The organism is Thermodesulfobacteriota bacterium, from assembly GCA_035559815.1.
Lineage (GTDB): Bacteria > Desulfobacterota_D > UBA1144 > Nemesobacterales > CSP1-2 > DATMAT01.
On record DATMAT010000023.1, the window covers coordinates 212686 to 233992 of the forward strand.

Below are 21307 nucleotides of genomic sequence, written 5' to 3' on the forward strand. Positions count from 1 at the left end.
AATCACACCTGTGGTGAGTTTATCAAACCACAAAAGGAGGTTTAACCATGATTCGATTAAGCGAAGGCAACATTACCCTCCAGGGGAAAAAGCTCATTATAGACGGTAAAATCGCCCATAAGCCGCAGGGCGTAACCGAAGATTGGAAGCCTTTTCAGGGTGAATTTGACATACAAAGCCTGTCGGACCTCTACTCAGCACTCGGACTTTTTATTCTGGGGAAGGTCAGTGACACACTCAATTACGCTCTCTGGAAACACTTTCAGGGGAAAAATATGATAGGACTCTATCAGCCACGGGCGGAAGCGGTTAAGAAACGTTTTCTTGCATTCCTTTTGGCCTCATGCCGGGAAGACAAAAAAAGAACAAGATTTCCTATAAACGACCTCACGATCCGGGCTTTAATGCACAAAATAGAAATCAGCGTGCTTAAAGGGAGTCATTCGTGTGTTCTTAACGGCAATAAGAAGCAACTGGCGGTGCTCAGATCCTCCGATTCACTTACCTTCGTTACCCCTGTATCCAATGCGGAAGTGGATTCATACGGAAGGTCTCTCCTGCTTCATTCGATAGAAAGAGTAATAGAGCGCGGTGAAGTGAGGCCCTTTAAATACGAGTCAATTGAGTGCTACAACGCAAGGCGGAGAACGATCCCTACACTTGTCGTTAAAGGCGATGGATTTCCATTAGATATCTCTTCGGCATTAAAGCTGAAGCTGCTCTGTCAGTGAGGAAATGAGAGTAGACGGAATACAGTAGACAGAATATAGGAGAAAAGAATAAAACCCTGTCTACTGCCTACTGTCTACTACTTACCGTCCACGTTGATGAGAAGAAATGTTTGGAAAGAAAAAGACTAAATTAAATCCCGCTCCCGAAACTCTCATAGGAGAGGGAACTCTTCTTGGCGATCCCCATCTCGTGCCTGTATCTATTCCGGACACGCACCGCCAGGGACATATCTTCACTATGGGAACTACACGCTCAGGCAAAACACGCCTTGCAGAGTTAATGATCGAGCAGGACATTAAAAAGGGATACTCCATTCTCTGGATAGACCCCAAAGGGGATATACAGATTCTCTCTAAAATCGCCCAAATAGCAAAAGAGGCGGGAAGAGAAAGGGAGCTTATGTTTCTCTCCCCTATATTTGCAGACCGGTCTATACGGCTAGACCCGCTATCTCACTACTTCATGCCCGAAGAAGTAGTATCTCACGTAGTCTCGGGAATACGAGCTAAGGAGGAGTTCTTTATCAATGTGGCATACGAAGTAACCCTCATCGTGGTGCAGAGCCTAATACTCTTTGCAGAGAAGGAAGGAAAATCCCCTCAATTCAATTTCCAGTCAATCAAAGAGAGAATAAGCTATCCCGACCTGCTTAAGCTTAAATCGCAACTCGAGGGTCTAAAGACAGAGGAAGCAGACGAGATCCTCTCCTCTCTCTATCAAATCCTTTCATCGCCGCAGGATTACTTCTCCAAGGTGTCGTCATCGCTTAGAACCGTGCTTACCGCTCTTTCCGTAGGGTCTGTGGGAAAAGTAATACGAAAAGCCAGCGCTAACCCCTTTATTGAAAGGCTCGAAAAAGGACGAAGGGTAATTCTTGTAATCCAGACCGGCTCTCTTCTGACGCGAAGAACCGCTCATATAATAGCACGGGTCCTTCTTTCCATGGTTCAAAGCTTTGTGGGACGAGTGCTTGCAGAAGGTGGAGCTATAAACCCTCCCATCTGCATTCATATAGACGAAGCCTCAAACGTACTCTATCTGGGCATAGAGGACCTGTTCAACAAAGCAGGCGGAGCAGGGATATGGCTTCACCTTATGACCCAAAGTTATCAAGACTTGGTAGCGGAACTGGGAGAGCCTCATGCAAAGAAGATTCTGGACAATACCAATACAAAGATAGTGTTCAGGGTAAACGACCCCCAGACCGCAAGATATGTATCCGACCTCGCCGGAGTAAAAAGGCGCTTCTCTCCAATACTCTCTCTAGGCGGTGGGGTAAGCGTTAGGGAAATGGAAGAGGAAAAGATATTACCCGACGAGGTATTGGGGCTTAAGTTCAGGGAAATTTTTGTGTTTACCATGAACGGAATATACAAGGGAAAAACATACGATGTGATTCACCCAACACTTAAAATTAAGCTTCCGGAAATTAAAGGAGGAGATGATGAGGATAATAATGATGGCTCTATTGATTCTAGCTCTACCAACAGCTAAATCCTACTCCGAGATTAGAGGTAACGATTCATCTCCGGAAAAGCCCTCAGAAACCTTCTCAGAAGGTACGCAGGGAAAGTATCCGGAAAACCGCTACTGCTTTGATGAATCATCCCAAAGGTACGGGATTCACCCGACTCTTCTCTGGGCAATTGCTAAAGTGGAGTCTAACTTCCATCCGTATGCAATCGGATATAGAAAAGATGGGAAGAATATAGCCATATACCCCGACTCAGTTGATCTTGCCAGGCGGTGGATAGATTGGCTCTGGCAAGAAGGGCTCGACTTTGACCTGGGCGTGGGACAAATAAACAGAGGCAATATTATTTCTTATAGAATTAACCCTTATAACCTTCTTGACCCCTGCTATAACCTCTATTGGAGCGCATACATACTCAGAACCATGATCGATCGCTATGGGTATACGTGGGAAGGAATATCCCACTATAACGGCGGGGGACTTACGTACTCGCGGAAGGTTTGGGAGGTAATTGAAGGATTAAAAGTTGATGAAACTAACGGTGAGGATATAGCTAAGAAAGGATTCTAGTAAAGAGGGTGAAATTGCTTATAACACTGGCTTTAGGACTTATAGCTTCCGGCTTAATCCTGTTCTTTGTCACAAGAGAAAGAAAACCTGTCGAACCGGCGGAACAAGAAATTACATTGGATGAACTTTCTGTTCTATGGATGCACTGGAATAAAGAAGACAAGAAAGCTAATACAGTGGATTCCAATCCTCCCCAAACAAAGGAGTCAACACAAGCAGAATCCGTCCAAAAAGAGAAAAGTCCCAAAGGATGGCAAAACGATGCTATAAAAGAGTTCTGGAAAGTGCAGGTATTGCCCTGGAGGGGAATCCTTGAATCCCAATCGGCTCTTTTTCCGGTCATGAGAGTCCTGGGACTGCTCGACAAGCACGGATCCTGCCCAAGCATAGTCTCCGCTCAGGATGAGCAGGAAACTAAAGACCTGGGAGATTACTGGAGTACGTTTGCTGAAGTCTCACTTCTCGACCACACTCTTAGAGTTACTAACAATCTTTTGGAAATCTACAAGTCCCACTACAAAGACCAAATCCTAAGAGGAGCTTATATCCTTGCTGGACTATCCCATGATTTAGGAAAAATCCCAGCTCTAAGAAAAAGAAAATCCTACTCCCTTGGGGATCATCCTGTTATCTCTGCCGGAATACTTACCGATATAGGAAAAGTTATTCCTTACATTGAGATGGTAATTCAAGCTGTAAAGTCACATCACCACCCAAAACCCCAGGATGAGCTTGCTCAGCATCTTCAGCAAGCGGATAAGAAAGCCAGGGAAGAAGAACTGATTCTCCTGAGAAAGGAGGGGGAAAAGGGGGAAGAAAATGAGCCTGGAATACTACTTGAAGATGAGGTAGAACCGACAGAAGACAAGGGGATGAATCTTATTGCGTTTTCTGCTTCGGCTAGACAAACGAATAATTTCACAGGTTCGACCAAACCTACCCTGAGCAAAGCCGAACCACTAACTATAAGCTCTAGCAAGGGACTCAGCACCGATAAAGTCCCTCCGGACTGGTTAAGAACTAACATCGATAATATTCTCAAGCGTGTTCTTCCCCATATAAACCAAGTCGTGGGATTTAATAGATACAACGCTAGATGGAAAGCGTTCAGTATGCCAAATGGAATTTGCTATATAGACCCTGAGTTTTTATTAAAGAAAGCAAGAGAAGTCATGGAGGAGAAAAAGATCACAGATATAAATTTCATAGACAACTCACTTAGAGAGAAAGCCAAAATTCTAATAGCAGATGCCCTGAGAGAAAGAGGATGGCTTGGAGAGGGGGTAAAAGAAGGATACTACGGTGCTTACTGGAACTGCTATGGAGCTGAAGGAGAAATGCTAAGACAAGAATACCGGACTCCCGTATTCATAAATGCTTTCGGGGTTCTGCCCAATGAGATTGAACTCAGAAAGACATCAATACTTAGAGAAATCAAAAGCGTAGAACTTTCTACGGAGGCAAGACGATGAAAGATATTCATATTCGATTAGGAGAAAGAGGATTCAATCATATAAATCAAGAGGCAGGAAAGCGAGGCATAAGCATAGCTGAGTATATTAGGCTTTTGATAGAATCAAATATGGAAGATGGAAATAGAAACATCAAAATAAAATCTCTTCTCAAGCTCTATTTGCTTAAGCTGCCTCTTAAAGAATGTGAGAAACTTCTAAGAGAAATTATCAGAAAGAAAAAGAGAGTGGGACCGCTGGAATCCTACGTTGAGGGAATACTGGAAAATAAACCCGATATGCGAGTAAACGAAATCTGCACGGTGCTGTCCAACAAGTTCGATACGAAGATCAGACCCAATGTTAGAACGATGGTGAGACGTATGAGAAAAAGGTTCCACAAAAGGAGAGAAAGGATGATTAATAAAACTAATGATAAGGGAATAAAGGGGTAGCGACAATGACCCTACTATACAAATACAAAGTATTTGTATATGGCCGGAGACAACTTCACAAAAGTGGGATATGTGGAAGGGGTGCAAATCGTCCAAGAAATATCCCAGTCGTGACCATAAGGAGACCTGCATGGGACATGAACAGGGTTTGAATTAGGCCCGAGCGAGATCGAGTCGAGACCCAAAGGGGACCCGATTGAGACTGGGATGAGACCCAAAAGAGGTCCGAAAGTGACCCCGTAGAATATAACCGGTGCAAAAAATTAGAAATTTAAACTAAAAGGAGCGTAAAAAGACAAAATGTTGGCAATAGAAATCGGGTTTGGAGATGTAAAAGTAGTAGGGGAAGAAATAAAATTTAAATTCCCCACAGTCCTTGCCTATGGAGATAACGGAGTACTTAGGGGCTGGAATGAAGAGAACAGATTCTATTACTTCCGAGGCAAGAGCTACATTGTGGGAAAAGAAGCTCTGGGATACTCCGAGATATTTTCAAGCCGGGCACCCGAGTTTCTCATCGAGTTTGCCCCTCTCTTTCTTTACAAGGCATTTGAGTATGCGGGAACAAAGACGGACACAATAGCTCTTGGGCTAGCAATAGGATACTACTCGGCAAAAGACAAGCTTATGAGAAAGGTCAGGTCGTTCGAGGTAAACGGAGAACGGGTAGAGATTCTTAATTGTTCTGTGTTTCCACAAGCGGTAGGGATTTGGTTTGATTGGAGCTCAAATAATCGCGAGAAAACTCACAGGAATTACATGATTCTGGATTTAGGATTTAACACAGTAGATGTGATCTTTATAAAGAATGGACAAGTTTCGAAAGAAGGAAGCTGGATGCTGGAGGGAGAGGGGATAATAAGGGTGGTTAATCACCTTGCAGACCAGATTCAACAGAGAGTTGGAGTAGGACTTACTTCACATATAGCTAAGAGTCTTCTTGAGAACAAATCAATTACAGTCTATGGAAAAGAAAGGAGCTTAGAGAGAATAATAGCAAAGCTAAGCTCTTCCTACTCAGAAAGGCTTTTTTCCATCCTGGAGCAAAGGTGTCGAGAGGAGTTCAGGAACGTGGATAGAATAATCGTTGGTGGAGGGGGAGCATATTATGTAAGAGATTCCATTCCCAAAAGGCTAAGAAACCTGGTAGAAATTGTAGAAGAGCCGGAGTTTGCCAATGCCAGAGGATTCTATAAATTCTTAAGGGCAAAGCGAGGGAAGAATGAAAATACAGATCAGCAAAGAGTCGGAGAAGATTATAAAAAGCCTGAAGCAGCGGTTTAGAAGTGCTTTTATTGACGAAGCTATAATTTACTTTGCAAAGACCGAGGAGGGGATAGAAAAACTAGAGAGATGGGAAATAGATATAAAAAACGGTTCTACGGTCAGTTTAAAGGCACCACAAAAAGAGTTTAATAGAAAAGAGAAGGAACTATTCCCAGAAGACTTTAAAGAATTGGCCGGGGATTTTGCGGATGATTGATACTACATCCTGTAGTTTGTTTCAAGGAGTGCTCACAAACACCAAGTTGATTAAAAAATTTGCTACTTGGTGTTATAATATCAGTTACTATACAACATCTATTATTTTCATACTTGTATAGTAACTTAGGGGTTGATACTATGGTCTTAAAGGACATATTGAGAGAAGAATTACGGAATTCTTTGCAAATGAAAAAACGCTATGAAAGTGAACTCCGTAAGCTCCCCAGAGGGAGTCTGATAAAGAGGAAAATAAAAGGTAAGGAGTATTTTTATCAAGTGGATAGGAAAGATGGCAAATTTATGGCAGTTTATAAAGGGCGAGCAGCCGACATACCTGGTAAAGATGTTAAAAAATGGCAAGAAATTAAAGAGAAAAGAGTCAAATATCGCAAGGCAATATCCCAACTAAAGAAACAGATAAACTTCTTAAATAGGGCATTACGTGCAAGGGACGCAGTTTAGTTTACTCCATAACGTTCGAAAAAGGTTGGAAGACTATGAATTATTTGACCACAAACTACCCTCGCTTATTGGCGCTCCTGTGCGCCTCTACAATCTGTGCCACGTCCTCCTCAGTTAGGTGATTAAAGCCCTTCTCTTTAGCTAGGTTGACAGCCCATTCATCAAACTCAATCCATTTTGTTACTCGATCTTTAGATTCAATAAACTCGATAAGGTCAAGTACTTCTTGTTTCTTCTCAGGCGATAATTTTCGAAAAGCATCGAGAACCTTTTTCTCTAAATTCTTTTCTGCTCTTCCCATGTACTTAAATTACCTCCTTTTCCTTATTCAAACCTTATACGATTGGATAAGAATTTTAAAGCTAAAAGGCAGAACACTTTGCTATAGGTTCTCCTTCCCGGATAGAAGGTTAAATTTAAAATCCTTATTGCTACTTGATTTTACTATATGATATACGTAATATAAAAGTACGTTATAGGAGATAGAAACATGCCCCGTAAATCTGTTAATAAGGCTCAAGCCTTAAAAAAGTTAACTCCAAGTGCGCTTAATATCCTTGAAATATCCCTTAAGGAAAAAGGGCTTTTGGCTATACACAGTAGCTTAAAAAAAGTAAGGAAGAAACCACTGAAAGCAGTTAGTCTAAAGGGTAAAGCTCCTTCACGCATTCTTGAAGAGATGAGGAATGAGACGCCCTTCTAGAGCTTTGTATTTAGATACGAGCGCCCTTCTTAAAATCTATATTCTTGAAACCGGCACCCAAGAGGTTAGAGAACTCGTTCGAGAGGCTGATTTGATTTTTATCTCCAGAATCGCTTATTTAGAATTTCATTCGGCAATATCTCGAAAAGCGTTAGAAGGGGAAAAGGATTGGAGAGAGGCTCTCAAAAACTTTAAGTCCGATTGGGAAAACGGTTTCTATAATATTCTTGAAATGAGTGACTATGCAATCGATCGTGCTTCTACTCTTGCTCTTATGGGGATTGAGAAAGGAAAGGGCATTAGGGCTTATGATGCTCTACACTGTGGAATGGCATCGATATTTTTAGAAGAACTCCAAATTATTTCAGAAAAATTAGATAAAGACAGTTTTAATTTCAGCTTTGTCACTTCAGATAGCAGACAAAAGGAAGCTGCTAATTGGATAGGTCTTCCTGTCCGGTATGTTGGTAGTTAGGGAAAACTGATGAGGGGCTAGAAACCCACAACTTAACAGATTTATTTTAGTGAATCCTCAAAATACCTTTCACCTAGATCGGTAATACGAAATGTATAAATTTATATAGGGACTAAGACGGTCATTCTAACATTGGTGGGATAATTACACGTAATATTTTTCCCCTCTTTTACCTACAACGACCGTGACAACCAAAGGTAGATTCTTGATCGCATCAATAGAGAGGACTAGGACAGATCTCATGCCTGCTTGCTCTCATCCCTTAACCGGATTCAGATTGACAAATATCCTCTCGCTTAATAGCCATTAGATTGTTTCTAGTCCGTCAGTTTCTGTGACCATAAACTCTTCCTCAATTTCTCGAAGCTCATTTGTAGTGTCTAACCTGCACCCTCCTTACGAGGAGAGAAAAAACCTAAGTCACAAAAACAATTTAAGGGCACAGCCCCCAAAAATTGCTACGGTTTTTGCTACGGTTCTATATACTTTTCATACAATTAAATCTAAATGCATACTAAATGAATCTTCAAAAAACCCTTTAAATTCAAGGGGTTGCAAACTGATACAAATAGAGACAAAAGCAAAATTTGGCTCTCGTAATGCGCAGGTCAAGGGTTCAAGTCCCTTCGTCGGCTCCAATCTTATTGTTAATTTTGCATTTAAGAAGAAATCGAAGTTCATTCGGGCAAATTGGTTTCTGTAAGACCGCCGGATTTGCTGTCAGCTTCCGCCATATTCTTGCCCGGTCCAATTTTCAGGTAGGATTTACCATCAGATTAAGGATAATATTTTCCCCGCATCGACGGCATCGGCACGAGTTCGAGATTGCTTAATTCTTAAATGACCGAGGAAGTACAGAAATGACCGTAAATTCAAAGAGGGCGATATTCTTCGACTTCGGCGATACACTGGCCTCGACAACGCCATCCTATTTCAACCGAATTGCCACCGCTATAAGGTCGGTCGGATATTCTCTCTCAGACAGGGAGTTCGAGGTCGCATACTTGAAAACGGATTACGAGGTTTACAAAAAATACAAAACCCTGGGAAAAGTCACGCCCAGAGAATACGTCGAGTGGTTTTTCCCGATTCTTTGCAGATATCTATCTCTGGAAGGCGATCCATATGAAATTCGGACGAGAGTGAGACAACGCCTCAAAGACATAAAATACGGAAGAGTCCTAGCCCCGGGGTCGGTAGGGCTGCTTGATTTCTTGCGTGAAAAGGGATTCATCCTGGCGGTGATATCGAATAACGATGGCAAGACCGAGGAGAAATGCGAGGAGCTGGGGATTAGGGAATATTTTCAATTCATAGCCGATTCCACAAAATTGGCCATGGCCAAACCGGATTCACGTATATTTCGTTTTGTCCTGGATAAACTGGGCTTATCTCCAAACGAGGTGATACACGTTGGGGACTTATACGGCTCTGACGTTATGGGGGGAATAAACGCCGGGCTTGATGTGATATGGCTTAACAACAGGGAGGTAGAGAACCTCAATAAAGCCGAAGTAGCAAGTGTGAGCAATATAGAAGAGATCACCGGTCTACTGGGTTTAGAAAACCAGAAGTAGTTACTAACATAGGGCCATTGGAGTGAGAAGCGTTTAAATACGGTTTATAAGTGGAAAGTATTGCTCATCCCAAGAAGAGTTGTAGCATCGAGGCTAGCTTAGTTCAATAAGGGCTTCTGGTCCGCCTATATTTCTAACCCATTCCCTGATTTCATCAAGACCTTCCTCAAGCCCTTTGGCCGGTTCGTAGCCCAGTTCCCTTCTGGCTTTGTCGATACTATAGGTCCTGCTTCCGGCGATGGCGGCGACGGCGAACCTGGTCAAGACCGGGGGCTTTTTAGATTTGGTAATAAGGGCTGAAAGCTCGAATAACGAGGCCAATGCATAAGCCGGTTTATAAGGGATAGAAATCTTAGGGGACCAGTCTATACCGGTGGCTTTTAGTAGTTTTGACAAGAAGTTTAGATGCTCTATTTTCCTGCCGTCGTTTATAAAATAGATGTTGCCGGCGGCGTTTTTATCTTCACCGGCAAGAATTAGAGCTTTGACTAAGTTTTCTACATGACAGGGCGAGACAAAGCCATTGCCCTTTCCAATCGGCAGTAAAATCCCCTTTTTGGCTACCTTCACCAATCTTGGCAGGATGACGGTATCTCCGGCCCCCCATACGCCGGAGGGCCTGATGACGACTGTTTCCAGTCCGGTGTCTTGGTAGAATTTGATGACCAGCTTTTCCGCCTCTGCTTTAGATTGGTTGTAGTAGTCGTTGTAGCTGCTGGGATAGGGGTAGCTTTCGTCTATATCTACCAGGTTGTGCACGCTCCAAAAATCGGATTTCCAGAGCACGCTACAGGTGCTCATATACACAAATCTTTTTACCCCTGCCTTTTTTGAAGCGCTCAGGAGACCTTCGGTCGCCTCTACGTTCAACCTGTAAAATTCCTCTTTTTCTCCCCAGTCCGATACCATCGCCGCCAGGTGGTAGACTGTATCCGTACCCTTTGTCAACTCATCGAAGGAGCCCGGGTCGGAGAGGTCGCCGTAGGAGAGTTCGACTCCCAATTTGTTTAGCTTCTCGACGTTGCTTGTCTTTCTCACCAGGCATCTAACTTGGTAACCTCTTGCCGTTAGGCTCGCGGCTAGTTTTCCGCCTATAAAACCGGTTCCTCCGGTTAATGCTATTTTCATTCTTTCCATCTCGCTTCTTCAGTTATAATGTTTATCCAAAAAATTATTATACACATTTCGAGCCGGGTATTCCTGAAGATATTAAACGATTTCTCTGGAGGGTAGAAAATGATCCCTTACGAAGCATATAAGGTTATACACGTAATTGGAGTTATGCTCTTATTGCTTTCCTTGGGTGGGTATTTGATGTTGTCGACTAATCAATCGGCCAGGGGCAGGAAACTGGCAGCGATAACCCATGGCATATCCGTTCTCATTATCCTGGTTGCCGGGTTTGGACTGCTAGCCCGTCTGGGCTTTTTCGGTGCAGGAGGTTGGCCTCTTTGGGTGTGGGTTAAGCTATTGATTTGGTTAATACTCGCAGTAATAGTCGTACTTATTAAAAGAGTACCGGGCTTAATGCCGGTATTATGGTTTGTAATACCCGCTTTGGGCGCTATCGCCGCTTATATGGCCGTTTACAAGGTGGATTTCTGAGATTTGATCTCTCTATATAAATGGATATTTGTCTAAAAGCTAATTTCACATATTCTCTTGAGGTTCATAGTGGGCTTCGGTCAGATATATAATATGGATACCAATTCTGTGTTTCTTTCCGTAAGCTAAACTATTTGCGGACATCTACTTATTTTTTGTGTTGCTTTAACCGGCAAACCGGGCAAACAGATTATAGAATGCCGGAACTCCGATTCTGGCTATGTTTTCCCTTTGCTTTAACGGGTAAGATAAAGGCTGATAGAGATTAAGATGAGGTGAGCGATGATAATATGGCTGCCAAAAGAGTCGCATAGCCGGTTTATCGAAAAAGTAGAGGACAGGGCTAAAGAGGTTATATGCAGTCTGATGGGTAAATATATAAACTCAAGTCGGGAAGAAAGAGGAAAGATAAAAGGAAAAGAGAAAGCGAAAGAGGTATCCCTACCCGTAGAGATAAACCTAGAGAACGATAAGAAGCTACTAGAGAAATTCAAGGAGGAGTGCAACAAAGATAAGAAACTACACGAGAACGTACTCGTCGACTTGATAGAAATGTACAACCTTCGAGATTAAAGTTCATGAGCTTAATCCTGTTAAACAATTGGCCGGTTGTGTGGGATTTAGGCCATCGCCTTATCTCTGGCTCAGTATGATGAAAAACCGTAATTTAGAGGAAGCCTGGGAGTTTCACAACAGCACCAAGCACCCCGGTATGCCGCCCCATTATTTGGATTGGGCTAATCAACCGATTCCGTTCAAAATCTATACTACCCTTGACCCAATCGAGATTCCTAAGGACCTGTCGTCGATGGGTATCCCTGCGCTCACGGCCATATCTGAATCTATTGCTTATGCCGAAGCCGAGTGTATACCGGACCTAAAAACCCTTGGACGTCTCCTTTTTTTCTCGGCGGGGATAACAAAGAGGGTGAAATACCCGGGAGGAGAAATCGACTTTCGAGCCGCTGCCTGCACCGGGGCTTTATACCATATTGATTTATACCTGGTGACTGGAGACATAGACGGGCTTAACGCCGGTGTTTATCATTTCGGCCCGCATGACTTCTCCTTGAGAATGCTTCGCCATGGGGATTTCCGTGGAGTTCTTGTTGATGCAACTGCCGGGGAGGCCTCCGTTGCCCGGGCGCCAGTTACTATTATCTCTGCCAGCACCTTCTGGAGAAATTCCTGGAAGTATCAATCCCGTGCCTACAGGCATACATTCTGGGACAACGGTACAATCCTGGCTAACCTCCTGGCCGTGTCCTCAGCACACCGGATTCCGGCAAGGATTGTACTCGGGTTTAAGGATTCGGTCGTAAATCACCTCCTCGGCCTTGACACCGACCGCGAGGCGGCGGTAAGCCTGGTACCGCTCGGGCATACGAAAACACCGGTGGAGAGCTGGCATGAAGAAGTTGAGGAGATCAAATATGAGACGATGCCGCTATCTAGGAAAGAGATAGACTATCCGGCTATCAGGGCAATGCATCTAGCTTCCTCGCTTGAAGATAATGATGAGGTAAGGGAGTGGAGAAGTGTGACCATAGAATCCAAAATGCCCGAACTCCGGGGCAGGCTTTTCCAGCTTGAAACCACCGGAGATAAAGACGTGAATCTAATCTCAGATTCTCTGGAGAGAACGATCCTAAAGCGGGGTTCCACCCGTCAGTTTGCCCGAGTGCCCATTACATTCCGTGAATTATCAAACGTCATATACCGTGCCACCCGTGGTGTTCAAGCCGATTTTCTATCCCCTTACCGGTCGATGCTTAATGATATTTACCTCATTGTCAACGAGGTCGAGGGAATACCGAAGGGGGCCTATTTTTACCACCGCAATCCCGATGCCATCGAGTTATTAAAGGAGGGTGATTTCCGAAAAGAGGCCGGCCACCTCGGTCTAGGCCAGCGCATACCGGCCGACGCCAGCGTGGACGTTTTTTTCCTGGCTGATTTAAACAAGGTGTTGGAGAAATTTGGAAACCGTGGATATAGAGCGGTACAGCTCGAGGCCGGGATTATCGGAGGAAGGCTCTACCTGGGTGCTTATGCCCAGGGGCTCGGCGCAAGCGGGCTCACCTTTTACGATGACGACGTAACCAGATTTTTCTCACCCCATGCGAAAGGAAAGAGTTGCATGTTTTTAGTGGCGCTGGGTAAGTCGGTGAAGAAAAAACCAAGATAAGCTGGTCAAGTTTTATGGTATTTCAACTTGAGAATTTTCTGTGACTTGCTATAGATTCATAGCTGTCGTTGCGGGCACATTCGTTTCATGTAAACTCAGCGAAGCAATCTCATTCTGAGCGTTGTAGTTCCCTGAATTCCCTCCTGATCGCTGCCCCGGATCCCGGCGAAGCAATCTGACACAGGGTGTCATTCTGGAGCGAAGCGAAGAATCTAATGAGAGATAAGAAGACCGTCGTCCTGGGTAGAGAGCCTGTCGAACTATCGAAGGACGAACTCCTTGAGTTTTAATTTCATACTTGCTCAGTATGAGCGAACTTGCATCCGCTGAAAAAAAATTACCGAGAAATAAAAAATCCTCTTCGCCCGGTGTGGTGGGCCCTTCGACTTATTCAGGACAGACTTGTCGAAGCCACTTCACCCTGGGTCCTTCGGCCTAGTCTATCTTGAGCGTAGCCGAAAGGCTCACCATGATGGTTCGACCCAGCTCACCATGAATAAGAGGATAATACTAACGATAATGCCACTTGACCCTGAGGGAGAGGGAGGGTCGAGGGACGAATACCTCTTGCTTTAAACCATGCTTCGATAAGCTCACTACAGGCGAGTCGAAGAATGAACTCCTTACGTTTTAAATTCATGCTTCGACCCTTCGACGATGCTCAGGGCTTCAGCATGAGCGGATTTTCATCCGCTGATATGATTAATAAAAGACGTTTGTCCTGAGCCTTGATCACCCGGTTTAACCGGGATCCTCTCCGCATGTCATTCCCGAATGTTCCCCGCTAAATATGTGCGGGGACAAGCTTTATCGGGGATCTAGAATTAAATACTGGATTCCCGCTTGCGCGGGAATGACAGATTGGCAGATTCCCACTTTATAGGAATGACGAAATTCCTCAACATGAGTGGATTGACTTCTGCTGGAGATGAAAAATAAAAACCCGTTCGTCCTGAGTCCCATCGAAGGGCGAACACAGCATGATTTAATACAGCCTTCGACCCCGCCCAGAGCGCCTGTCCTGAGTCGATCCCCGATCGAATCGGGGAAGGAATGAGCGGGTATTTATCCGCTGTAAAAGCATTAAAAATAAAAAACCGTTCATTCTGAGCCCAGTCGAAGAATGAACTCCTCAAAAATTCATTCTTTGACCCTTTTGATTTCCCCAGTAAAGGTATGGGCTCCTTACAAACTCAATAATAAATCAAATCCCACTGGCAAGGAGTTTAGGCCTGGGAATCTCTCCATTGAACCCCGGTTATTCATCCGTAACCTTGTTGCCGAGCACCCCGATAAAGGGGAGGTTTCTATACTTTTGTTCATAATCCATGCCATATCCCACTACGAAATGGTCGGGGATTTCGAATCCTAAGTAATCGATAGGGACATCCACGATTCGGCACGACCTCTTGTCGAGAAGGGCACACACACGGATATCCGTAGGTTTTCTCTCATTTAAAGTTCTAAGTATATAATCGATTGTTAAACCTGTATCAACAATATCCTCCACCAATAGGACATGCCTGTCTTCGATGTTCGTGTCCAAATCCTTCAGAATCTTTACCACCCCGGTTTGGGTTTTTCCCGAGTAGCTAGAGACGGATAGAAAGTCGAGGCTGACCGGTAAAGAAATCTCCCGCATCAAGTCACAGAGAAAAACCACTGCCCCTCGGAGTACGGTAACCAGTACAGGCTCCTTTCCCTGATAATCTCGGGATATTTCTCTTCCTAGTTCATTAACCCGTTTCTTTATTTGGTCTTCGGTGATTAGGGTTTTGGCTATATGTTCCTTCACTTTAGCCTGATTCCTCATAACCATATCGGGTTACACCGCTTTGAACCCCGGGCGATCGACTTCAGCTTTTTAATTCCTTCGGGCGAGAGGCCGTAGCTTTCTATCTCGTTATCCAGGCTTTCGAGCGTGCCATAACCGCCTAAATAGCCGTTCACGCGGGCGGCGGCGGTTGAAGCGATGATGTCTTTCATATCCGGATAGAATCGCCTGAATTCCTTCATAAGCTCGGGATGGCCTTGGAGATGATACTTCTGATGATAATCCTCGGCCATGTAGAACTCGGAGAAGGGAATGATCTCGGTGAATAACCGGGTTTTTAATTTTGCTTGAACCCTTTCTTTAATTTCCTTGGCCAGCTTTTCCTGTTCCTGGTCATGGAAGAACACTGCGGACATGTATTGCCTTTTCCATGCTCTATCCTGAGGGGCATGGCCGCCCCAGAAAATCCATAATAATTTCTCGTAGGATATTTGGCCTGGGTCATAATCGACCTGGATGGTCTCGATATGATCACCCAGGTTGTGGTAAGTGGGGTTTTTTAAGGTGCCGCCGGAATATCCGACCCGGGTGCGCACCACTCCCTTGGTGCTTCCGAACAAGGCGTCGGGGTCCCAGAAACAACCCATTGCCAATGTGGCCGTCTCGGTCTTACCGGGTGCGGATGCGTCGATTGGCGGAATCAAGCTTTTGCCGGACTTTATCAATCCCATTATTTTTTTACTCCTTACGAGGAATCATTGTTTTTTGGATAAAGCCGCTAGGCTTTTATTAGTATAAGAGACTATCACTTCAAACCCAAATACTATATGTTATATTTCAGGACCTTGTCCAGGATGCCCAGGAGGTAATCACAGATGTTAAGGGATAGGATGATCGAGTTCAGCGATACGAAGGAAAAGGAGTGGGAGGAACTCAAGTCAAAGGTAGGGGAGGGAATCGAATTGCCGCTTCCGGATTCCGAGCGCTGGTTTCTGGCAACTTCGGATGGCGAAAACATTATCGTCCAAAGCGCGGTCAGAAATGTAAGACCGCTCATGGTTCATGACCCGATTAAGATTACTTTCCAGGACTTCGCCCGTGTGGCCGAGCATTACAACATGCTCTTCGAGCCGGGTGTGGGCGGGCTCGACAAAAAATTAGAGCTTCAGAGAAGCGTGGTCAACCTACGCTATATATTTGTGCTAATTTACAACCTGCTTTAAAGGCCGGTATGGATGTCCAAACCATATCCGTTCAAATAAGCTATGTAAGTCGGGTTGTTTCGGCCGTGGAATTTATCCCTTCGTCAAGCCTGTCCTCAGGAATAGCGAAGGATCTATTAAGATTCCTCACATTCGTTCGGAATGACAAAAGCGGTTTTGCGGTATCGAAAATACAAAGAGGGTTCTGTTCCTTCGGCTTTGCTCAGGCCAGGTATTTCGACAATCTCCCTGTCGCTTCAACTATTTCTTCTGTCATTTCGACCCTGAGCTCGTCGAAGGGGAGAAATCTTAGATTACGAGAGAGATACCTTTTGTCAGACAGCTTCGTCCCCTTCGCTTTGCTCAGGGTCCTCGCAATGACAGGCCTGAAAGCATTGTTCCTTGCTCTTGCAATGACACCCAGGGAATGGCGGCTGTTCTTCCTGTCTCCCGGCGAAGCAATCTCTTATTTGGGACAAGTTTGACTATCAGAGATAGTTGAAAACCAACAGATTCATCCTTATAAAACAAGGCTCTTCGACGGATAAAACGGCTTCTTAAAATCAGGTTACTCTCTTTGATGTTTCCTGTGCAAGCGCTCTACTAATCCTATTCGTTCAAATAGCCCTTCTAACCCCCTTGCATTTCCCCCCTTAGTAAGGGGGGAATTAAAGAGGGGTTTGCTTCCTCTTTATCCTTTATCGGTGCCCTTTGATTACTACCAGAGGAACTCTTACAATCAATCCCTTATTTTGGACGGGCTTGCTCTAAATCTATAATTTAACTTTGCCGCTGATTATGTCTTTGAACATAACCCAGTCCCCCATGAAGCTGTAGAGCGGGTAGGTGAATGTAGCCGGACGGTTCTTTTCCACGAAGTAATGGCCGATCCAGGCAAACCCATAGCCGACGATCGGGAGCAGGATCAGCGCGAGCCAGGTTTTGGTGAATATGGCGTAGAGAAGGATAAGAATAACCAGTAGGCAACCGAAGAAATGAAGACGGCGGTTGACCGGGTTGCTGTGCTCCGATAAATAAAAAGGATAAAACTCGGAGAAGCTTTTGAATTCTTTTTTCTCTTCCATTTATCCACCTCCTCTGAATAATCAGTTTACAACGCTAACATTAAATATTTCAACCACCAATCTGATCCGTTCGCCCGGAGCATGGTCGAAGGGCGTTCATGGCTCGACGAGCTCACCACGAACGTCACGAAGTGTGCTTGAGGAAGCGAAAGGTTAGTCCAGGCGAAGTAGGGTTGAAAGGGATTGAAATGACAGCACAAGGAAAAGCCGGTTAATTGTAGTGGGTGAAACGGTGTTCCATTCATTCCTGATTATTGGGGGTAGCATGAGTTTATCTATTGCCCTTCCCCCATTATCTTATGCAGGTCGGTTCTAGGTTTGCCCTCCCTCACTGAGCAGTTCCACACTCCCCAGATTGCTCATCTGCTTGAGTATCCATCTCTGCCTTTCGTAAACATAGGCGGATGGCCTCGCCGGCGACATCCTTCTTGGATTGGGTAAGACCGCTGCAATCAAGGCCGCCTCGTTCTTGCTAAGCTTCTTGGCCGGTTTTTTGAAATAGGCTTGCGCCGCCGCCTCCGCACCGTAAATTCCATTCCCCATCTCGGCAACGTTTAGATAGACTTCGAGAATGCGCTTCTTGTCCCATAGCAGTTCCACTAAAAAAGTGAAATAAGATTCGAGTCCCTTTCTCAGCCATGTCCTGGAGGGCCATAAAAAGACGTTCTTGGCTACCTGCTGGCTGATCGTGCTTGCCCCTCTCGGTCTTTTACCATTTCTTTTTTCTTCGACTGCTTCCAGGATGGATTCGATGTCAAAACCGTTATGCTCGAAAAATTTCTGGTCCTCGGCGGCTATCACCGCCAAAGCCAGGTTCTCGGAAATGTCATTATAGTCTTTCCAGGTTTTATGGATAGACCGGTCCGGGGTTTCGCTCTGGAAATAGCGTATTACCATAAGGGGGGTGACCGGCGGGTTGACGAAGCGGTAAATCAGGACCCAGGCCAAAGTTATCAGGAGAAAATAGAGTATCAATTTCAGTATGGAGATGAAAACACGGTTTAATAATCTTCTCATCAGTTAAAAGGTCCGGTTTCTGCCTGTTTATGCGGTTAGATTCCGGTCCAGCATCCCCTTTTTGTTTTTTTGGTTAAAGACGACTTGAGCATCGTCCAATAGGACTCCCGGTCTATGGCTTTAGCGCCCAGTCGCTTCATATGCTCGGTTGGAACCTGTGAATCTATGAAATCAAAACCCCAGGACTTCAGTTTCTCCACCAGGAAATAAAGGGCGACCTTGGAGGCGTTACTCATGAGGTAAAACATGGACTCGCCGAAGAAAGCTCCGCCCAGGGAAATACCGTATAGACCCCCGACCAGGCGCCCTTCGTGGTATGCCTCGACGGAGTGGGCATATCCCTCTTCGTGGAGTCTTATGTAGGCTCTTATCATATCGCCGGTGATCCAGGTTCCATGTTGGTCTTTTCGTTTTATTCTTGCGCACTCCTCTATCACCCGGTTGAAGCAGGTGTCAAACCTTACCTGGTAGATATCTGATTTTATGATTTTTTTCAAACTCCTCGAAACCCGGAATTCGTCTGGAATCAGGATAAAACGGGGGTTTGGTGAAAACCAGAGAATGGGACTCCCCTCCGAATACCAGGGGAAAATGGCGTTTTCATAGGCCAGGATCAACCTTTCCGGTCTCAGGTCTCCGCCCACTGCCAATAGCCCGTCTGGCTCGGCAAACCGGGGATGGGGGAAGGCTAATGAATCATCCAGTAAAAAAACAGGCATATCTTAAAGCTGAGCTAATCTATAGTTATATGCAAATTTTTTATGAGTTTGACTCGCTGGTGTCCAAGAAAATTAGAAACCAACTGTTAATACTCTCAAAGCAAGGTTTTAGGCAGATAAGAACGTCTTTTTAAAATCGGGTTCCCTTCTTTTATGTTTGCTATGCAAGCGCCGTCCTAAGCCTTTACGTTCAAATAGTCTTTCCTGCCTCTCTCTCCTCCCCACTTGCGGGGGAGGATTAAGGTGGGGGAGTTTATTTCCATTCACCCCCCTTCCTAACCTTCCCCCACAAGGGGGGAAGGAATCATGGGTGTTACTTCTTCTTTGTCCGGCGTTGGATTACTTTGATTACCACCAGGCGAACCCCGACCATCAATCTCTCATTCTGGACAAGTTCAATTTTGGGCAAGATTTCACCGGTCGGTATGGCCAAGTTCCTTATCCGGGGCCACACGGTCCCTGACTAACTGTTTGAGTTCTTTTATATCCGGAAAGCGTCCCTTCTCTTTACGGGACCAGATTGTTTCATCATCCACGCTAACTTCAAAAATTCCTCCGGTTCCGGGAACTAGGGCCACCTCCCCAAGCTCCGACTCGAAGGTGGTCAAAAGCTCCTGTGCCATCCAAGCGGCACGCATGAGCCAGCGGCACTGGGTACAATACGTTATCTCTACTCTCGGTTTCCTCTTCATTTGTTTCCAGACCTAACTAACTTAGAGAATAATTCTATCATACGCGGCGGTGATTACCTGGAAGGAAGGCTCTCCAGTTTCTTCCTGCTCCGGAAAAGCTTGATGAACCGGCCGAAGGTCCTGTCGCTCAGGAGCTTAAGGCGGTCAACGTACAGTTCTGTATCCCGTCTTATCTTTTCGGGGTCAATTTTCCCTTGCGAATCCTCGATTTCCTTTTTGTGCAAGGGCACTTTTAACCAGCGCTCGATGAGCGACTCCTCTACCTCCAGGTGAAACTGAAAGCCGTATACCTTGTGGCCATAGCGAAAGGCCTGGTTAATACAGGTTTCCGAGGTGGCCAGGCGCACCGCCCCCTCCGGTATATCGAAGGTGTATCCATGCCATTGGAAAATCTTCTCCGTGTCTTGAAAGTGTCCCAATAGGGGATCATCCCTGCCCTCGCCGGTTATGCGGACATCGTACCAGCCGATCTCTTTCTCTAGATTTCTTCTAACCTCTGCACCCAGAGCCTTCGCCACCAACTGGGCCCCCAGGCAAATACCCAATACCGGCAGGTCCCTCTGGATTGCCTCCTGAATCAGGCCAATCTCCGTGGCTAGGTGCTTGTACTGGTCTAACTGGTCGATATTCATGGAGCCGCCCAGGACCACCAGGCCGTGGTAGCCGTCTAAGCTCGGGGCTATGTCCGGGTGGCGGCCGAAATTTACGTACCTAATCCTGAAACCGGAGCTTCTGAGAAGCGGGTCAAGCGTACCCAGTATTTCGTAAGCAACATGCTGAAAGACCAGGATTTTACTCATGCTTACGGGATATGCTTATAATGAGATTTTATTGCTGCAAGATGGTTTTTCATCGGTAATTCCCCAGCTTGCTATTGAGTTCTAACAAATATATTCCTTCCCCCCTTCAGCGGGGGAAGGTTAGGATGGGGGGTAATTTTTATTAGTTCCCCCTTCTAACCCCTTCGACGGAGTTTAAGCTCAGCAAAGCCGAAGCACTGAGGACAGGCTTCCCCCGTAAAGAATGAAGGAATATATTGGCTTTTATCAATCAAGTATATTCTGGTCTATAGTCTTTCTGACCTCGGAGTAATATGTCTTCCATAATAACATACCGGGGGTTCTATATTCTTTGAGCGTGGGCACTTCGTAATTCTCCTCCTCCAGTACCATTTTCCCCTTGTCGTTATCGTAAAACAGGACACCGGGCGTTTTGTCCAGGCTATATGCCTTATTCATCTCCTTCATGACCTCTTGGCCCGGCTTCCCTTTATTCACGACCTTGAAACTGCAGAAGAGTATTTTGTTGCTGTAGTCGGAGGCGATGTAACGCACCAGGGTGGCCAGGTTTTGGGAGTCCTGGTCTTGATTGGAATAAAACATCACTATCACCGGTTTTGTGCTTTTATGAATCGAGCTCCAGTAATCGGACTGGTTAAGCTCGATTACCGGAGTGTTTTTAAGAATCTCGTTGACCGGCAATTTTGCCAGCGCCCTTACCTCGGACATATTGACCTCGGCGGTACTGACCGGGCTATTAAACAACGCCATTACCAGACAAAAAATGAAGCTAAGATATAACAGTTGAAGGAATTTGGTCTTAATCATCTCATTCAAATAGCTTTTTATTTTATATCAACAT

Annotated in this window: 25 protein-coding genes and 1 pseudogene; 15 read left to right on the forward strand and 11 right to left on the reverse strand. The window is 45.2% G+C overall.

Annotated elements, in window-relative coordinates; translation table 11 throughout:
- Positions 1–47: 47 nt before the first annotated feature.
- The 8 genes from VNN20_06490 (at position 48) to VNN20_06525 (ending at position 6629) form a co-directional block, all read left to right on the forward strand.
- On the forward strand, positions 48–731 hold the full coding sequence (locus tag VNN20_06490) for a hypothetical protein (GenBank protein HWP91828.1): 684 nt from the start codon (positions 48–50) through the stop codon (positions 729–731).
- A gap of 106 nt (positions 732–837) precedes the next feature.
- Entirely contained in the window at positions 838–2226 is a 1389-nt protein-coding gene (locus tag VNN20_06495) for a TraM recognition domain-containing protein (protein HWP91829.1), read from the forward strand.
- Entirely contained in the window at positions 2174–2776 is a 603-nt protein-coding gene (locus VNN20_06500; GenBank protein ID HWP91830.1) for a lytic transglycosylase domain-containing protein, read from the forward strand. The genes VNN20_06495 and VNN20_06500 overlap by 53 nt, the downstream gene beginning before the upstream one ends.
- 14 nt (positions 2777–2790) lie before the next feature.
- Positions 2791–4248 carry an HD domain-containing protein gene (locus tag VNN20_06505; GenBank protein HWP91831.1) on the forward strand — a complete coding sequence of 486 codons (1458 nt, stop codon included), beginning with the start codon at positions 2791–2793 and terminating at the stop codon, positions 4246–4248.
- Entirely contained in the window at positions 4245–4682 is a 438-nt protein-coding gene (locus tag VNN20_06510) for a hypothetical protein (protein ID HWP91832.1), read from the forward strand. The genes VNN20_06505 and VNN20_06510 overlap by 4 nt, the downstream gene beginning before the upstream one ends.
- A 300-nt stretch (positions 4683–4982) precedes the next feature.
- Complete coding sequence (locus VNN20_06515; protein HWP91833.1) at positions 4983–5966, forward strand: ParM/StbA family protein; 984 nt, start codon at positions 4983–4985, stop codon at positions 5964–5966.
- Positions 5905–6165, forward strand: coding sequence for a hypothetical protein (locus VNN20_06520; GenBank protein HWP91834.1), 261 nt, complete (start codon positions 5905–5907; stop codon positions 6163–6165). Before VNN20_06515 ends, VNN20_06520 begins: the two co-directional genes overlap by 62 nt.
- Before the next feature lie 140 nt (positions 6166–6305).
- A complete protein-coding gene (locus VNN20_06525) occupies positions 6306–6629 on the forward strand; it encodes a hypothetical protein (GenBank protein HWP91835.1) in 324 nt (107 codons plus the stop codon).
- A gap of 55 nt (positions 6630–6684) precedes the next feature.
- On the opposite strand, the gene VNN20_06530 is transcribed toward VNN20_06525, so the two are convergent.
- Positions 6685–6930, reverse strand: a complete 246-nt coding sequence (locus VNN20_06530) for a hypothetical protein (GenBank protein HWP91836.1) — start codon at positions 6928–6930, stop codon at positions 6685–6687.
- Positions 6931–7119: 189 nt separating this feature from the next.
- On the opposite strand from VNN20_06530, the gene VNN20_06535 reads away from it, so the two are divergent.
- Positions 7120–7332 (forward strand): hypothetical protein, encoded by a 213-nt coding sequence (locus tag VNN20_06535; GenBank protein HWP91837.1) that lies wholly within the window; start codon positions 7120–7122, stop codon positions 7330–7332.
- Positions 7333–7336: 4 nt separating this feature from the next.
- On the forward strand, positions 7337–7807 hold the full coding sequence (locus tag VNN20_06540; protein HWP91838.1) for a type II toxin-antitoxin system VapC family toxin: 471 nt from the start codon (positions 7337–7339) through the stop codon (positions 7805–7807).
- A 119-nt stretch (positions 7808–7926) separates the two neighbouring features.
- Here the strand turns inward: VNN20_06540 and VNN20_06545 are convergent.
- Positions 7927–8095, reverse strand: a pseudogene (locus tag VNN20_06545) (type II toxin-antitoxin system PemK/MazF family toxin).
- 572 nt (positions 8096–8667) lie between these two features.
- Here VNN20_06545 and VNN20_06550 point away from each other — a divergent pair.
- The gene (locus tag VNN20_06550) at positions 8668–9384 is read left to right on the forward strand and encodes an HAD family hydrolase (GenBank protein HWP91839.1); all 717 of its coding nucleotides are present in this window, start codon (positions 8668–8670) and stop codon (positions 9382–9384) included.
- Positions 9385–9477: 93 nt separating this feature from the next.
- Here VNN20_06550 and VNN20_06555 read toward each other — a convergent pair whose 3' ends face one another.
- On the reverse strand, positions 9478–10512 hold the full coding sequence (locus VNN20_06555; GenBank protein ID HWP91840.1) for an NAD-dependent epimerase/dehydratase family protein: 1035 nt from the start codon (positions 10510–10512) through the stop codon (positions 9478–9480).
- 108 nt (positions 10513–10620) lie between these two features.
- Here VNN20_06555 and VNN20_06560 point away from each other — a divergent pair, with 108 nt between their 5' ends.
- The 3 genes from VNN20_06560 (at position 10621) to VNN20_06570 (ending at position 13177) form a co-directional block, all read left to right on the forward strand.
- Positions 10621–10989, forward strand: a complete 369-nt coding sequence (locus VNN20_06560) for a hypothetical protein (protein ID HWP91841.1) — start codon at positions 10621–10623, stop codon at positions 10987–10989.
- Positions 10990–11271: 282 nt separating this feature from the next.
- Positions 11272–11562 (forward strand): hypothetical protein, encoded by a 291-nt coding sequence (locus tag VNN20_06565; protein HWP91842.1) that lies wholly within the window; start codon positions 11272–11274, stop codon positions 11560–11562.
- 76 nt (positions 11563–11638) lie between these two features.
- A complete protein-coding gene (locus VNN20_06570) occupies positions 11639–13177 on the forward strand; it encodes a SagB family peptide dehydrogenase (GenBank protein HWP91843.1) in 1539 nt (512 codons plus the stop codon).
- A gap of 1258 nt (positions 13178–14435) precedes the next feature.
- On the opposite strand, the gene hpt is transcribed toward VNN20_06570, so the two are convergent.
- A complete protein-coding gene (hpt, locus tag VNN20_06575) occupies positions 14436–14990 on the reverse strand; it encodes a hypoxanthine phosphoribosyltransferase (protein ID HWP91844.1) in 555 nt (184 codons plus the stop codon).
- Positions 14987–15682 carry a peptide-methionine (S)-S-oxide reductase MsrA gene (gene msrA, locus VNN20_06580; GenBank protein HWP91845.1) on the reverse strand — a complete coding sequence of 232 codons (696 nt, stop codon included), beginning with the start codon at positions 15680–15682 and terminating at the stop codon, positions 14987–14989. The genes hpt and msrA overlap by 4 nt, the downstream gene beginning before the upstream one ends.
- 144 nt (positions 15683–15826) lie before the next feature.
- On the opposite strand from msrA, the gene VNN20_06585 reads away from it, so the two are divergent.
- Complete coding sequence (locus VNN20_06585) at positions 15827–16174, forward strand: hypothetical protein (protein ID HWP91846.1); 348 nt, start codon at positions 15827–15829, stop codon at positions 16172–16174.
- Positions 16175–16926: 752 nt separating this feature from the next.
- On the opposite strand, the gene VNN20_06590 is transcribed toward VNN20_06585, so the two are convergent.
- The 6 genes from VNN20_06590 to VNN20_06615 all read right to left on the reverse strand — a co-directional run bounded on the left by VNN20_06590 (position 16927) and on the right by VNN20_06615 (position 21273).
- A complete protein-coding gene (locus tag VNN20_06590; GenBank protein ID HWP91847.1) occupies positions 16927–17238 on the reverse strand; it encodes a DUF962 domain-containing protein in 312 nt (103 codons plus the stop codon).
- Positions 17239–17550: 312 nt separating this feature from the next.
- Entirely contained in the window at positions 17551–18255 is a 705-nt protein-coding gene (gene mtgA, locus VNN20_06595) for a monofunctional biosynthetic peptidoglycan transglycosylase (protein ID HWP91848.1), read from the reverse strand.
- A 35-nt stretch (positions 18256–18290) separates the two neighbouring features.
- The gene (aat, locus tag VNN20_06600; GenBank protein HWP91849.1) at positions 18291–18974 is read right to left on the reverse strand and encodes a leucyl/phenylalanyl-tRNA--protein transferase; all 684 of its coding nucleotides are present in this window, start codon (positions 18972–18974) and stop codon (positions 18291–18293) included.
- A gap of 413 nt (positions 18975–19387) precedes the next feature.
- A complete protein-coding gene (locus tag VNN20_06605; GenBank protein HWP91850.1) occupies positions 19388–19666 on the reverse strand; it encodes a SelT/SelW/SelH family protein in 279 nt (92 codons plus the stop codon).
- A 53-nt stretch (positions 19667–19719) separates the two neighbouring features.
- Positions 19720–20466, reverse strand: a complete 747-nt coding sequence (locus tag VNN20_06610; GenBank protein ID HWP91851.1) for a gamma-glutamyl-gamma-aminobutyrate hydrolase family protein — start codon at positions 20464–20466, stop codon at positions 19720–19722.
- Between the two features lie 246 nt (positions 20467–20712).
- The gene (locus VNN20_06615) at positions 20713–21273 is read right to left on the reverse strand and encodes a hypothetical protein (protein ID HWP91852.1); all 561 of its coding nucleotides are present in this window, start codon (positions 21271–21273) and stop codon (positions 20713–20715) included.
- Positions 21274–21307 lie beyond the last annotated feature (34 nt).